Here is a 12,999-nt window from a genome sequence, read left to right as displayed (position 1 = left end):
ATGAAGCGACTCAACACAAGACCTCGAAAAACACGAGGTGGGAAACAACCAGTTGAGTTATTTTTAGGAAAGGCTGTTGATTTATTAACGGCTTAGGAGAAATTGCACTTAATGTGCGAATTCAAGAGTTTTTAGATTTTCTAGAAAATAAAAAAGGTGCGTAAGCACCTTTTTTATTGAGAATGATTTTTTATTATAGCAGTGGAATAATCATAATTGCTACAATATTCATAATCTTGATGAGTGGATTAATGGCAGGGCCTGCTGTGTCTTTATAAGGGTCGCCTACAGTATCCCCCGTGATTGCCGCTTTATGCGCATCGGATCCTTTACCGCCACAATGTCCATCTTCAATGTATTTTTTGGCATTGTCCCATGCACCACCACCAGTGGTCATGGAGATAGCAACAAAGATACCTGTAGCAATAGAGCCAATTAATAACCCGCCTAGTGCTTCAGCACCTAATAATAAGCCAACGGCTATTGGGAATAAGATAGGCAGGAGGGAAGGCACAATCATTTCTTTAATAGCGGCTTGGGTGAGCATATCTACGGCCTTAGAATAGTCGGGTTTTTGTGTGTAATCCATAATGCCCGGCATTTCTTTGAATTGTCTGCGCACTTCATTGACGATACCGCCGGCCGCACGACCCACTGCCTCCATTGCCATTGCACCAAATAAATAAGGCACTAAACCACCTAAGAATAGACCAATAATCACTTTGTGATTTGACAAATCAAAGGCAATGTCTTTGAATTGGGCTAATTGCCCTAATTCATGTGTAAAGTCAGTGAACAACACCAAGGCCGCAAGACCAGCAGAGCCGATTGCATAACCCTTGGTCACTGCTTTAGTGGTATTACCAACCGCATCTAGTGGGTCGGTAATGTTACGAATTTCTTCGGGTAGTTCTGCCATTTCAGCAATACCGCCTGCATTATCAGTAATTGGACCGTATGCATCTAAGGCAACGATAACGCCAGTCATTGATAGCATTGCTGTTGCAGCAATGGCAATGCCGTATAAGCCACCTAATGTGTGTGCACCCCAAATACTGGCACATACTGCCAAAACTGGCAATGCAGTGGATTTCATTGATAAGCCTAGCCCAGCAATAACATTAGTACCGTCGCCTGTCAGTGAAGCTTCGGCGATGTGTTGCACGGGTGAATGCTCAGTTGAAGTATAGTATTCGGTAACCACGACCATCACTGCCGTTAACACTAGACCAATGAGCGATGCATAGAATAAATTCATACTCATACTCATATTATCGGTGATGAAATAAAAGGCAATACCTGCCAATACTGCAGAGACAATCAAACCTTTGTAAAGTGCACCCATAATAGAACCACCTTCGGATACTTTGACAAAGAAAGTGCCGATAATTGAGGCAATAATTGAGACTGCACCTAAGGCTAATGGATACAGAATTGCATTCTCGCCTAGGTTCAAAACACCAGCCAACATCATTGTTGCAATAATAGTAACGGCGTAAGTTTCAAATAAGTCGGCTGCCATACCTGCACAGTCGCCTACATTGTCACCCACATTGTCAGCAATCACAGCAGGATTGCGTGGGTCATCTTCGGGGATGCCAGCTTCAACTTTGCCAACAATATCTGCACCAACATCTGCACCTTTGGTAAAGATACCGCCACCTAATCGTGCGAAGATTGAAATCAATGAGCCACCAAAAGCAAGCCCGATGAGTGCGTGTAACGCCTCTTTTTGTTCAATGTCAAAAGCCAATAAACCAGCATAAAATCCAGAAACACCTAGAAGTGCCAAACCAACAACCAGCATACCTGTTATTGCACCGCCTTTGAAGGCAACTTGGAAGGCGGCGTTTATACCATTTTTAGCCGCCTCGGCGGTGCGAGAGTTTGATTTTACCGATACATTCATACCAATATAGCCCGTGGCACCTGATAATACTGCGCCAATCAAGAACCCGATACCAACTGGTACGCCGAGAAAATAGGTGATAATAATAAACAAAACCCCACCAACTACACCAATCGTTGAATATTGACGATTGAGATAGGCTTTTGCCCCTTCTGCGATGGCATCGGAAATTTCCCTCATTTTATCCGAGCCAGCGGGCTGTTTGTTAATCCAACTAATGGTAATTAAACCGTATATAACGGCGATGATTGAAACGCCAATTGACATTGATAGTGTATCCATTACTTCCCCCTTGATAGTAATTGAAGGGAATTATAGCTTAATTATTTATAAAGGGAAAGTATTATTTATCCCAATACTTAGTTTTGATGCCGTGACCTAAATCTGCTTCAACCAATCTTGAGCGGAGTTTGAGCAATTTTTCAATCAGTGCAGGCTCAGATTTTTCATAACCCTTTGCATCTGGCGTGCGTTTTACCACCACGCCTAAAAGCTCAGTAATGGCGTTGCCGATTGAGTTCTGCGAGATGGTAACCACTAATCTGCCTTGGTCATCACGATAGATAAGTTGTTTAAATGCGGGTTGCCAGCGAATAGAAGTTGCGTATCTGGCATCTGCAATGCACTGGTCTCTGACTTTTTTTGCTGCTGATAAAAAGCAGTTATTAAACAACAGCGTTTTTTCAATCTCTTTAGTAAAATAGGCGTTATCTGGCACGCCAGAATTGCGACTTGATACTTGGGCAAAAAAAGTGCGGTAAAAATCTAAGAAACCCTTGAGCACTAAATCATACTCTTTCCAAAAATCGATATTTTTCAAGCTACCAATGCCACCGCTGATTTCCCAGCTAGGTAATCCCTGTGGGTATCCAGTTAAGGACAATCCAGAGGCTTCGCCAACAATGGGTTTTAGTATTTTCAAGTCAAGTGAGGACAAAAACTCTACATAAACATCCTGCATATAAGCGGCAAATAAAGAATGTTGTCCGCCATCGGTTAAGTTTGGGTTATTTGTATCCGCTACTTTGGCATCTTTAAGTTGTTGTTTGTCAAATACAATAAAGTGATTATGCAACATACGAATACTTGGCACGCCAGGGGAGGTAATTGGCCAAGTAGAATCAAGCGAAGCCTCACCCGCTAAAACAAGATGTTTCTCAGGGTCGGGGTAGTGTTCTAGCATAAAAGCAATCACAATTTGGTTCATACGATTCCAAACCTTTCTAACATTGTTAGGCAGCTGCGTACGGCGTACTGGGCGACCTAGGGGGTTTAAGATGCTTTGCGAGGTGTTATAAATAATAGAACAATCAAATTCATTAGAGTGCCCTAACGCTTTTCTATAAAGTAGTAAGTCTTCAGCATTGGTTAATAAGCCGTTATTATTGGTTAAATCCGCTAAGTTTTCAGGTGAATTAAAAAACTCATTTGGCTTCATTCCCTCAGGGACATCGAGTGGGATAGGACGAAAGGGGACGCTAATTTCTCTTGGGCCAATTGACATATTGTTTTACTCCTTATTTATGTAAAGGTCTCAATAAAAAAAGGTTTATGCCACTTGCGTAACATAAACCCTCTTTGAGCCTAAATTGAAATTAAACTTCAAATGGTGGTAATTTCTTCTCTACCATTTCTTTTTTCATCACCACATAATCTGGCAAGCCATTTTTGTATGGTGGGTAATCTTCGCCTTCGATAAGTGGCTGTAAATATTCACGACAGGCATCGGTAATACCAAAGCCATCATCAGAAATATAGTCCATTGGCATCATTTTTTCAACATTCGCAATGTCTTTTAATTCACCCATGCCAATTTCCCAAGTATAAGGGTTATTTGAGGTTCTAATTACCGCAGGCATAACTGAATTTTTGCCTTCCATTGCTAAGTTTACTGCTGCTTCACCTAATGCATAAGCTTGTTCAACATCAGATTTAGAAGACAAGTGGCGTGCTGCACGCTGTAAATAGTCTGCTACTGCCCAGTGGTATTTATGCCCCAATGCGTCTTTAATTAAGTTAGCAACTACGGGTGCTGCACCACCGAGTTGTGCGTGACCAAAGTCATCACGAGTGCCTTGTTCAGCAAGGAAACGGCCGTCTGCCCATTTTGTACCTTCAGAAACCACAATTGTGCAATAACCAAATTCTTTAACATTGGCATCAACTTTGGCTAAGAATTTTTTCTCATCAAAATCTACTTCTGGGAACAAAATTACTACTGGAATTGAATCGTCAACCAAGCCACCTGCTGCTGCAATCCAGCCAGCATGACGACCCATCACTTCTAAAACGAAAATTTTGGTTGAAGTAGCACACATAGAAGCTACATCAAAACTTGCTTCCATAGTAGAAACGGCAATATATTTCGCAACAGAACCAAATCCTGGGCAATTGTCGGTTACTGGTAAATCGTTATCAACTGTTTTTGGCACATGAATTGCTTGAATTGGATAGCCCATAGACTCAGATAATTGAGAAACCTTTAAACAAGTATCGGCTGAATCGCCACCACCATTGTAGAAAAAATAGCCAATATCGTGTGCTTTAAATACTTCAATTAATCTTTCGTATTCCGCTTTATTATCTTCCAAAGATTTCATTTTATAACGGCACGAACCAAAGCCGCCGGAAGGCGTGTGCTTGAGTGCTGAAATATCCGCATCAGATTCTTTAGAAGTGTCAATTAGATTCTCGGTTAATGCACCAATGATGCCGTTTTGACCTGCGTAAACCGTGCCAATTTTGTCTGAGTGTTTGCGTGCAGTTTCAATCACACCACAAGCAGATGCGTTAATTACGGCTGTTACACCACCAGATTGTGCATAAAAAGCATTCTTCATTATTGTATCCTTTTGACTTATAAAAAAACCACTAATTATACAGTGAGACTTTTAGTCATTATGAATAATCAAGCAAAATATCATTTTTTATAAAAAAAAAGGGGGTACAAAAGCACAGGTCTAATTAAAAAAAAATGTTTTTAGCGTTTTAGTATTAGACCTTCAATCAGAATTTTTTATTCATTTTCACTTGAAGCTCTATATAAAGCATTCGGTAAAATTTGTCCTCGCCTAACACCTCAAATTGGGCGATATTTTTGACAAACATCTGTGCAAAATTTTCGGGATAAAGTTGCGCCATTAATGACCATTTGGCTATCTCTGTGCTTTCAATAGAAAACTTATGCAAAATTCGGTCTGCACTTTTCTCCAGAGTTAATAAGATTCTGCCGCTCTTGTAATCAAGGAGAGGAAACAAGTATGAGAAAAATGGACTGGCTTGAAAGTGCATATAATCAGTGCGACTAAGCCAATGACCGCCCCATTCAGACAAACCTTGTGAACGCATATAATCCACATGGACTTCATTAAACCCCTCTATATGTTGATTGCGATCCAAAAAGATTAACTTACTATCTGGGATAACAATCACACCTGTTGCTGATGTGCCATCGCTACTTTTAATGTGTTTATATTCACCTACATAAGGGTTTCGATAGTAACTAAGATCAAGTGCAGTGCCATAAGAATGGAGTGAAAATCCAGATTCACCAGTGATTTTTCGACACATAAACATACTAGTGCCACTAGTTTTTCCGCCACCTGTTGCTTCAACCGCAACTTTGTTTTTAAAAAAGTTTTTAAAAATTGTTAAAATATTGGGGGCAATAACATCGGCCGTTACCAACACCCCTTGGGCAATATTTCCATCATAACCATAATAACCGAATTGGACATAATTAAGCCTTTCTAAACTAACTGGACAGCCTTTTTCCCAAGATCCATTGGCAATTAGTGCTTTTTTCACATTATCTGGTAGTGGCTCGTAAGAGAATATTGGTTCGATTGAAGACACATCAGAAAATTTAATCTTTTTAGGGGGCAAGGAGGGTGCGTTATACTGATAACCCATTAAACCAAAAAACAGTTGATTAGGGTTTTTATCCACTTGCAAAGCCTGAGAAAAATTATATTTGGAGAATACATCCAGTATTTTTGGCGTGAGTTTTCCAGTAGCAGCAGTTTGATTTACATTTACTGATAGGACACCTGCGGCAGGAAATATTACTAATGTATTGTTAGGTGTTGTGTCAGCAAATGTATGGGCATATGTAAGTTTTTTATTCTTATTTTCAGCATTACGGATAATCAGCGGATTGTTGACTGGATTAACAATTAACCATATTTCCCCCGCACGGGTTCCAAAGAAAAAAGTAGCGTTGCTTTTCATTGCCGTAAGAATGCTACTATAGTGCGACAGAGGCTTGATTTCTTGAAAAAGAAAACCACTGGTCAACAGATTGTCAAATAATTTTTTTACTTGATTGGTAAGGGCAGTAGGGACTTCGAGAATCCCATCTTTGTGGATTTCACCATTATAATCTTTATAGCTGACTGTTAAAGTAGAGGTTTTTTTCGTTTTTTGAATTTTATCAAAGAGAGAGAATCCTTGAACGGGTAATTGATGAACATTGTTCATATTTGTTGTGGCAAAGACTGCTGTTGATAGCAATCCAATGATAAAAATTAGTATCTGTTGGCTTATTTTTTGTTTCATATCTCGTTATTGGTTAGTGGAAAGGCCTTTGTAGGAATGCATGCAACCATCAAAAATCTACTTTACTAATCTGGTTGGCACTACACAGCAATCCTTTGAGAGTAAAAATAATTACCTATGTTTCTATAAAAGCTCCATGGTAATGTTCTTTTCAAGCGGGAATTCTACAGTAAAATTACCTACCTTAATAGGGAGACCTTTGCATAAATATGAATAATCATCAAAAATCCACTTTTCACCCGCTTGGCAATTTTTTAAACCCAGCCTTAGCCCTGCTAGGACAAGGTTTAAGAAAATCACCAATCTGGAAAAAATTGAATTTTGCTAATCATCCCTATTTATGCAAAGGTCTCATAGGGTTTTTAAATTGTTTAAAGCCTATTTTTAGATAGAATGGTTTTGCTGTTATCGTGCTGTATGCAATAACTCTTTTAACGCCTTTGTGCAATAACAGTTTTTCAATATAAAGATATAAAGACTTGCCAATGTATTTACCTTTAAATTTTGGCAAAACATAAAGGAGTAGTATTTTTCCATTAATTGTAAACAAACCAAAGCCGACTATTTTATTTTCAAGGAAGGCAGAGATTGCATAAGTGTCGTTATTTTTAATCCATTTTACAATGTTCGCCTCTGTTTTATTTTCTAACCAATCGCTCACAATGGTTTTGTTATTGTCATAATCTGGACCACAAAGCTCAGTAATTGATTTTTGTAATAATATTGCTATTTCTTTGGCTTGTTTAGGGTTACTAGGTTGAATTATTGTATGCATTGATTTATTCTCTGTTGGCAAAATGATGGGGTGTAATTTCCCATTTTTGTGCTTCATTAATAGTGAGGATTAAGCATTTAGAACTGCCACCATTACGCACTGCACCTGATGCACCGGGGTTAATGACCCAAGGTGTGGCAGTTTTGTCAATTATTTGTTTGTGCGTGTGTCCATAAATTACTATTTTTGCTTTGGCGTGGGCTTTTCGCAAAGAGTCATGGGATGGCGTTTTCCACCCATGTTTATGTCCGTGTTCTACCGCTAATGTGCCACCAAGAAGTTCAAATATTTCAATATCAGCAAATTTAAGGTGTGCGTCATTATTGCCTCTCACTGCGGTTAGTGGCGTGGTAAACACCTCTAAGGTTTGTTGTTCTATAATATCTCCAGCATGAATTATTTGATCACAACTGTTCATTAAGCTGATAATTTCAGGATGAATCCAGCCATGAGAGTCCGATAAGATGCCAATTTTCATTTTCATTAATGTTTTAGATTGATTAGTGCGTGCTCAAAGGTTTCAATGTTAATAAAACCTTCAATTTTTTTAGCATCCACTTTAGAACTGGGTTTGCTAATGGCAACGACTGTGCCGATACCGTATTGTTTGGCAGATTTTAAGACAGATGCTGAATCGTCAAAGAAAATGCTTTTTACTTTATCAAATTTAATTTCATTTTCTAATTTGTGCCAAAATTCTTGTTTTTCTTTGGCAAAATTATAATCATGAGAAGAAATAATGTCATCAAAATAAGAAGCCAAATTGGTTATTTGCATTTTCAGTTGAATGGTTTTCCTATGGGCGTTTGTTACTAAATAAATGCGTTTTTTATGGATTTTGGCTTGGGTTAAAAATTCCAACACAAAAGGATGGATTTGAATCAAATGTGCAACATCTTCTTTGAGTTTGGCAATATCAAGTTGTAATTTTTCTTGCCAATAATCTAAGCAATACCAATGCAATTTCCCTTCTTCAGCTCTGAAAATAGGGAAAAGTTTATCCTTGGCTTCATCATGCGTTAGGTCGTGTTTATTGGCAAAAATCAAGGGTATATATTCCATCCAAAAATGCAAATCAAAGTTCAAATCCAGCAGTGTGCCATCCATATCCAGCAGAATGGTGTCAATCTCTGTCCAATTGATTTGTTCAGAAACTGGGCTTTTGAATTTTATTTTTTGCGCCATGTTGTTACACCTGCACTGTCTTCTAAAATAATGCCTAGTTCGGCTAATTGGTCTCTAATTTGGTCGGATATGGCAAACTTTTTGTTGGCTCGTGCTTCATTTCGTTGCTTAATTTTTTGATCAATTTCTTCGTCAGATAGAGACACGCCTTGCTTAAGAAATTCCTCTGTATTCATTTGCAAAATACCGAGATAGCCGCCGAGTTTTTTTAATAATTGACCTAAGGCATTTGCTTGATTTTGGTCTTTTTCACGCTCGGCATTCGCAGTTTTGGCCAATTCAAATAAGATACTGAGTGCAATTGGGGTATTAAAGTCATCATCTAAGGCTGCCGTTATTCGTGCTTCAAAATCAAAGCGTTGTGAGACTTCTGTCATTGCCGATTCTGAGGCTTGCAGTCCACGCATTGCTGTGTATAGTCGGGTTAAGGCGGTTTTGGCAAGGTCTAAGTTTTCGTTTGAAAAGTTCAGCGGAGAGCGATAATGTGAACTCATAATAAAGTAACGCAGTGATTCACCATCATAATTTTCCAACACGCCACGAATGGTGAAAAAATTATTTAGTGATTTGCTCATTTTCTCATCATTGATGTTGACAAAGCCTATATGCATCCAAGTATTAACAAAAGTGCAGTCGTTAGCACCCTCAGATTGTGCAATCTCATTTTCATGATGTGGAAACGCTAAATCCATACCACCACCATGAATATCAAAATGCTTACCAAGGTGTGTGCATGACATTGCTGAACATTCAATATGCCAACCAGGGCGACCTTCACCCCAAGGGGATGCCCAACTGGGTTCGCTCGGTTTTGCCATTTTCCAAAGCACAAAATCTAAGGGGTCTTTTTTGTCTGTTTCCACATCAACTCTAGCACCTGCTTCAAGTTCATCGAGGTTTTTACCGCTCAGTTTGCCATAATCTTTAAATTTACGCACTGAATAATATACATCGCCACTTTTACCTTGATAAGCAATGCCTTTTTTAATCAAAGATTCAATCATATAAAACATTTGCTCAATGGCATCGGTGGCGCGTGGTTCAATATCGGGTGGCAAGATGCTAAGTGCGCGCTCATCTTCATGCATCGCCTCGATAAAACGGTTGGTCAGTGTATAAATATCCTCTTCATTTTCAATGGCACGCTGGATGATTTTATCGTCAATATCGGTAATATTACGCACATATTCAACATTGGGAAAATGGCGACGCAAATGGCGAGTGATAACATCAAACATAACCAGCACCCGTGCATGACCCATGTGGCAGTAATCATAAACCGTCATACCGCATACATACATACCTATTTTGTCGGGGTCAATTGGGCGGAAAACTTCTTTTTGTTTGCTGAGTGTATTGTAGATTTTAAGCATTTGGGGTATTTTACTTGGTATTTTAAGCAAGTCCTTATTTTTTATATGATTTAAAGGTATATATGGCTGTATAATTAATCCTTTCATCATTTAAATTTAGGAAAAAGATATGAGCGTTTTAGTAACACAACAAGCACCAGACTTTACTTCTGCAGCAGTATTAGCAGACGGATCAATCGTAGATAACTTTTCACTTTCTAGCCTTAAAGGCAAGAAAATTATGCTTTTCTTTTATCCGCTGGACTTTACTTTTGTTTGCCCATCAGAGATTTTAGCGCACCACCATCGCATGGCACAATTTGCAGAAAAAGGTGTTGAAGTGGTCGGCGTATCGATTGATTCGCAATTTACCCATAACGCATGGCGTAATACAGATACTAAAGACGGTGGACTGGGTAAGGTTGATTTTCCATTAGTGGCTGATGTTAACCACTCAATTATGGAAGCCTATGGCGTTGTTCATCCAGCAGGTATCGCATTGCGTGCCTCATTTTTAATTGATGAAGATTTTGTGGTTCGTCATCAAGTGGTGAACGATTTGCCATTGGGTAGAGATGTGGATGAAATGTTACGAATGGTTGATGCCCTTGAGTTTCACACCACACATGGCGAAGTTTGCCCTGCTGGCTGGAGCAAAGGCGACGAAGGCATGAAAGATACCCCAGCAGGTGTGGCTGAATATTTGGCTAAAAATGCTGACAATCTATAAATAGATTGCTGTTTGATGAAGGGGAGCAGGTTGCTCCCCTTTTTTAATACAGCGCTTATTGGAGGAAAAATATGCAATATAAAAAATTAAGATGCACAATCTGCGACTGGGTTTATGACGAAGCAAAAGGCTCAGAAAAAGAAGGAATTGCACCAAACACAAAATGGGAAGATGTGCCTGAAGATTGGGTTTGTCCTGATTGTGGCGCAACTAAAGAGCAATTTGATATGGTTGAGGTTTAATGTCAAAAGTATTAATATTGCCGGGCGACGGTATTGGGCAGGAGATTATTGCTCAAGCGTTAAAAGTAATTGATTTTTTAAATACAAACAATGCGCTTGATATGGAATTGGTGCATGGTTTGGTGGGTGGCACGGCTTACGATGAGACGGGCTCGCCATTGCCACAAGCCACACTAGATGCTGTGCGTGAGTGTGATTCTATTTTGCTGGGCGCTGTGGGTGGCTATCAATGGGAAAAACTAGAACGGGATTTGCGTCCAGAGCGGGGGTTGTTAGGGTTGCGTGCTGAGTTGGATTTGTTTTCGAACCTTCGCCCTGCGATTTTATACCCGCAACTTGCCAGTGCTTCGACACTGAAAGAAGAGGTAGTTTCTGGGCTGAATTTGATGATTGTGCGTGAATTGGTGGCAGGGATTTATTTCGGAGAGCCTCGTGGTATTGAAGAGCGAAATGGTGAAAAATATGGCTTTAATACGGCGACTTATTTTGAATCAGAGATTAGGCGTATAGGTCATTCAGCGTTTAAAATTGCCCAGATTCGAGGCAAGCGAGTTTGTTCAGTTGACAAGGCAAATGTGCTAGAAGTGTGTGAATTATGGCGTGAAACGATGGAAAATGTGGCTAAAGATTATCCCGATGTGGTGCTTTCGCATATGTATGTGGACAATGCTGCCATGCAGCTGGTCAAAGCGCCAAAGCAGTTTGATGTAATGGTAACCAGTAATTTGTTTGGCGATGTGTTGAGCGATTGTGCGGCGATGCTGACAGGCTCAATCGGGATGCTACCATCGGCATCACTTAATAAAGACGGCTTTGGTATGTATGAACCAATTCATGGCAGTGCGCCTGATATTGCAGGCAAAGATATTGCCAACCCATTGGCGACTATTCTTTCCGTTGCGTTGATGTTGCGTTATTCGCTTAATCAAGCAGATTTGGCAGATAAGATTGAGACGGCAGTAAACACCGTGCTGGATAAAGGCTATCGGACACAAGATATTGCAGCACAGGGCGATAGCGTTGTCGGCACCAGCAAAATGGGCGATTTAGTGGTGGAGGCGTTGGTATGAAAATCGTGGTTTATTCTACCAATACTTGTCCGATTTGCGTCAAGACTAAGACATTGTTAAATAAATGGAATTTGCCTTTTGAGCAAAAAATGATTGATGAGGATCGTGCGTTGATGGCAGAGTTTTCAAAGATTACTAACGGTGCTAGAATGGTGCCACAGATTATTATTGACGATAAACATATCGGCGGCTTTAGTAACTTAACCGAGTTGCATATGGATGGTTTTTTCGATACATAGAGATAAAAAAACCTTATATACTGCAAAAATTTCCAGCTATTTCTTTTTATTGCCAATATGAAAAAGGACAGTATCAATTAAATAAAGCTTTCTAATTTTTTTTTGCTTTGTTATTATATGAGACCTTTGCATAAATAGGGATGATTAGCAAAATTCAATTTTTGCCAGACTGGTGATTTTATTAAACCTTGTCCTAGCAGGGCTAAGGCTGGGTTTAAAAAATCGCCAAGCGGGTGAAAAGTGGATTTTTGATGATTATTCATATTTATGCAAAGGTCTCTATATGAGACTTTTGCATAAACCATGATGAAGTTTAAGTAAGCCAAAAGTACGCTCAACAAGATAGCGAATGGATGAGCGTTGTTTGTTGTCTTGTTTTCTTAAAGGAGGCCACTGCATTAATCCATTACAACTTAGGGAATATAAAAAAATAGTGCATTTTTATCCAAAAATGAGGAGAATAGCCAGTTATTTGCCATCCTACAAGGATTGCTGTATAGTTTTTGGGTAAAAAGGTGCTATTTTATGTGTTTTATAAGTTGTAATAGATTAATGCAGTGGTCTCAATTTGACAAAAATTGAATTCTACTAATCATCCATATTTATGCAAAGGTCTCATAATCACATTTTTTTAAAAGAATTTGACTTTTTTTTAAAAGTTTGACTTATGCAAAATTCTTACTATATAATGTAACAAAACTTTTTAAGATCAAGGATAAATTAAGACATGAAAGCACTAATAAGAAATATCTGTACAACTTACAACAATACCATCAACCTAATTACCCATATTTCGAAAGGACACTTTAGTGTACTAAACAAACTCAAGCACTTCTTAGCCTTTAGCGCTTTAACCCTATCCCTTAATGTTACCTCTGCTGGCGATGTTAATCAGTTTAATAAACAAGCCTACCTAGACCTTAATACCGAATACAACGAA

The 12,999-nt window shown here is 39.1% G+C and carries 15 protein-coding genes; 6 read left to right on the top strand and 9 right to left on the bottom strand.

Annotation, left to right across the window (positions count from 1 at the left end; translation table 11 throughout):
* Positions 1 to 193 precede the first annotated feature (193 nt).
* The 4 genes from CRYPD_RS05910 to CRYPD_RS05895 form a co-directional block, all read right to left on the bottom strand.
* On the bottom strand, positions 194 to 2,191 hold the full coding sequence (locus tag CRYPD_RS05910; RefSeq protein WP_138146675.1) for a sodium-translocating pyrophosphatase: 1,998 nt from the start codon (positions 2,189 to 2,191) through the stop codon (positions 194 to 196).
* Positions 2,192 to 2,252: 61 nt separating this feature from the next.
* The gene (locus CRYPD_RS05905; protein WP_138146674.1) at positions 2,253 to 3,413 is read right to left on the bottom strand and encodes a hypothetical protein; all 1,161 of its coding nucleotides are present in this window, start codon (positions 3,411 to 3,413) and stop codon (positions 2,253 to 2,255) included.
* A gap of 91 nt (positions 3,414 to 3,504) precedes the next feature.
* Complete coding sequence (locus CRYPD_RS05900) at positions 3,505 to 4,749, bottom strand: 6-phosphofructokinase (protein WP_138146673.1); 1,245 nt, start codon at positions 4,747 to 4,749, stop codon at positions 3,505 to 3,507.
* Positions 4,750 to 4,915: 166 nt separating this feature from the next.
* A complete protein-coding gene (locus CRYPD_RS05895) occupies positions 4,916 to 6,466 on the bottom strand; it encodes a M15 family metallopeptidase (RefSeq protein ID WP_138146672.1) in 1,551 nt (516 codons plus the stop codon).
* A 209-nt stretch (positions 6,467 to 6,675) separates the two neighbouring features.
* Here CRYPD_RS05895 and CRYPD_RS05890 point away from each other — a divergent pair, with 209 nt between their 5' ends.
* On the top strand, positions 6,676 to 6,858 hold the full coding sequence (locus tag CRYPD_RS05890) for a hypothetical protein (protein ID WP_138146671.1): 183 nt from the start codon (positions 6,676 to 6,678) through the stop codon (positions 6,856 to 6,858).
* On the opposite strand, the gene CRYPD_RS05885 is transcribed toward CRYPD_RS05890, so the two are convergent.
* From CRYPD_RS05885 to cysS, 4 genes are read right to left on the bottom strand one after another with little or no spacing between them, the layout of a single operon-like run.
* Positions 6,801 to 7,241, bottom strand: coding sequence for a GNAT family N-acetyltransferase (locus CRYPD_RS05885; protein ID WP_171004358.1), 441 nt, complete (start codon positions 7,239 to 7,241; stop codon positions 6,801 to 6,803). The two genes, CRYPD_RS05890 and CRYPD_RS05885, sit on opposite strands and share 58 nt — an antisense overlap.
* Before the next feature lie 4 nt (positions 7,242 to 7,245).
* Positions 7,246 to 7,719 (bottom strand): metallophosphoesterase family protein, encoded by a 474-nt coding sequence (locus tag CRYPD_RS05880; protein WP_138146669.1) that lies wholly within the window; start codon positions 7,717 to 7,719, stop codon positions 7,246 to 7,248.
* Between the two features lie 5 nt (positions 7,720 to 7,724).
* Positions 7,725 to 8,426 carry a GMP/IMP nucleotidase gene (yrfG, locus tag CRYPD_RS05875; protein WP_138146668.1) on the bottom strand — a complete coding sequence of 234 codons (702 nt, stop codon included), beginning with the start codon at positions 8,424 to 8,426 and terminating at the stop codon, positions 7,725 to 7,727.
* Positions 8,411 to 9,799: a cysteine--tRNA ligase gene (gene cysS, locus CRYPD_RS05870; RefSeq protein WP_138146667.1), complete on the bottom strand. Its 1,389-nt coding sequence runs from the start codon at positions 9,797 to 9,799 to the stop codon at positions 8,411 to 8,413. The genes yrfG and cysS overlap by 16 nt, the downstream gene beginning before the upstream one ends.
* 109 nt (positions 9,800 to 9,908) lie before the next feature.
* On the opposite strand from cysS, the gene CRYPD_RS05865 reads away from it, so the two are divergent.
* The 4 genes from CRYPD_RS05865 (at position 9,909) to CRYPD_RS05850 (ending at position 12,059) form a co-directional block, all read left to right on the top strand.
* Complete coding sequence (locus CRYPD_RS05865) at positions 9,909 to 10,508, top strand: peroxiredoxin (protein ID WP_138146666.1); 600 nt, start codon at positions 9,909 to 9,911, stop codon at positions 10,506 to 10,508.
* Between the two features lie 71 nt (positions 10,509 to 10,579).
* The gene (locus CRYPD_RS05860; RefSeq protein WP_138146665.1) at positions 10,580 to 10,750 is read left to right on the top strand and encodes a rubredoxin; all 171 of its coding nucleotides are present in this window, start codon (positions 10,580 to 10,582) and stop codon (positions 10,748 to 10,750) included.
* Positions 10,750 to 11,820 carry a 3-isopropylmalate dehydrogenase gene (leuB, locus tag CRYPD_RS05855; RefSeq protein WP_138146664.1) on the top strand — a complete coding sequence of 357 codons (1,071 nt, stop codon included), beginning with the start codon at positions 10,750 to 10,752 and terminating at the stop codon, positions 11,818 to 11,820. The genes CRYPD_RS05860 and leuB overlap by 1 nt, the downstream gene beginning before the upstream one ends.
* The gene (locus tag CRYPD_RS05850) at positions 11,817 to 12,059 is read left to right on the top strand and encodes a glutaredoxin domain-containing protein (RefSeq protein ID WP_138146663.1); all 243 of its coding nucleotides are present in this window, start codon (positions 11,817 to 11,819) and stop codon (positions 12,057 to 12,059) included. The genes leuB and CRYPD_RS05850 overlap by 4 nt, the downstream gene beginning before the upstream one ends.
* Positions 12,060 to 12,172: 113 nt before the next feature.
* On the opposite strand, the gene CRYPD_RS08075 is transcribed toward CRYPD_RS05850, so the two are convergent.
* Entirely contained in the window at positions 12,173 to 12,322 is a 150-nt protein-coding gene (locus CRYPD_RS08075) for a hypothetical protein (protein ID WP_171004357.1), read from the bottom strand.
* A 464-nt stretch (positions 12,323 to 12,786) separates the two neighbouring features.
* Between CRYPD_RS08075 and CRYPD_RS05845 the strand changes: the two genes are divergently transcribed.
* Positions 12,787 to 12,999, top strand: a 213-nt coding sequence (locus CRYPD_RS05845; protein ID WP_138146662.1) for a hypothetical protein, incomplete at its 3' end; no start/stop codon positions are given.

It is taken from the genome of Bathymodiolus heckerae thiotrophic gill symbiont, assembly GCF_900180345.1.
Lineage (GTDB): Bacteria > Pseudomonadota > Gammaproteobacteria > PS1 > Pseudothioglobaceae > Thiodubiliella.
Note: the sequence above shows the minus strand (reverse complement) of the source record. Positions and strands in the feature narration are given on the sequence as shown.

Bases quoted from the DNA above. Each gene is read 5' to 3' on its own strand.
- CRYPD_RS05910 (WP_138146675.1), bottom strand. From the start codon at position 2,191: ATGGATACACTATCAATGTCAATTGGCGTTTCAATCATCGCCGTTATA.
- CRYPD_RS05905 (WP_138146674.1), bottom strand. From the start codon at position 3,413: ATGTCAATTGGCCCAAGAGAAATTAGCGTCCCCTTTCGTCCTATCCCA.
- CRYPD_RS05900 (WP_138146673.1), bottom strand. From the start codon at position 4,749: ATGAAGAATGCTTTTTATGCACAATCTGGTGGTGTAACAGCCGTAATT.
- CRYPD_RS05895 (WP_138146672.1), bottom strand. From the start codon at position 6,466: ATGAAACAAAAAATAAGCCAACAGATACTAATTTTTATCATTGGATTG.
- CRYPD_RS05890 (WP_138146671.1), top strand. From the start codon at position 6,676: ATGAATAATCATCAAAAATCCACTTTTCACCCGCTTGGCAATTTTTTA.
- CRYPD_RS05885 (WP_171004358.1), bottom strand. From the start codon at position 7,241: ATGCATACAATAATTCAACCTAGTAACCCTAAACAAGCCAAAGAAATA.
- CRYPD_RS05880 (WP_138146669.1), bottom strand. From the start codon at position 7,719: ATGAAAATTGGCATCTTATCGGACTCTCATGGCTGGATTCATCCTGAA.
- yrfG (WP_138146668.1), bottom strand. From the start codon at position 8,426: ATGGCGCAAAAAATAAAATTCAAAAGCCCAGTTTCTGAACAAATCAAT.
- cysS (WP_138146667.1), bottom strand. From the start codon at position 9,799: ATGCTTAAAATCTACAATACACTCAGCAAACAAAAAGAAGTTTTCCGC.
- CRYPD_RS05865 (WP_138146666.1), top strand. From the start codon at position 9,909: ATGAGCGTTTTAGTAACACAACAAGCACCAGACTTTACTTCTGCAGCA.
- CRYPD_RS05860 (WP_138146665.1), top strand. From the start codon at position 10,580: ATGCAATATAAAAAATTAAGATGCACAATCTGCGACTGGGTTTATGAC.
- leuB (WP_138146664.1), top strand. From the start codon at position 10,750: ATGTCAAAAGTATTAATATTGCCGGGCGACGGTATTGGGCAGGAGATT.
- CRYPD_RS05850 (WP_138146663.1), top strand. From the start codon at position 11,817: ATGAAAATCGTGGTTTATTCTACCAATACTTGTCCGATTTGCGTCAAG.
- CRYPD_RS08075 (WP_171004357.1), bottom strand. From the start codon at position 12,322: ATGAATAATCATCAAAAATCCACTTTTCACCCGCTTGGCGATTTTTTA.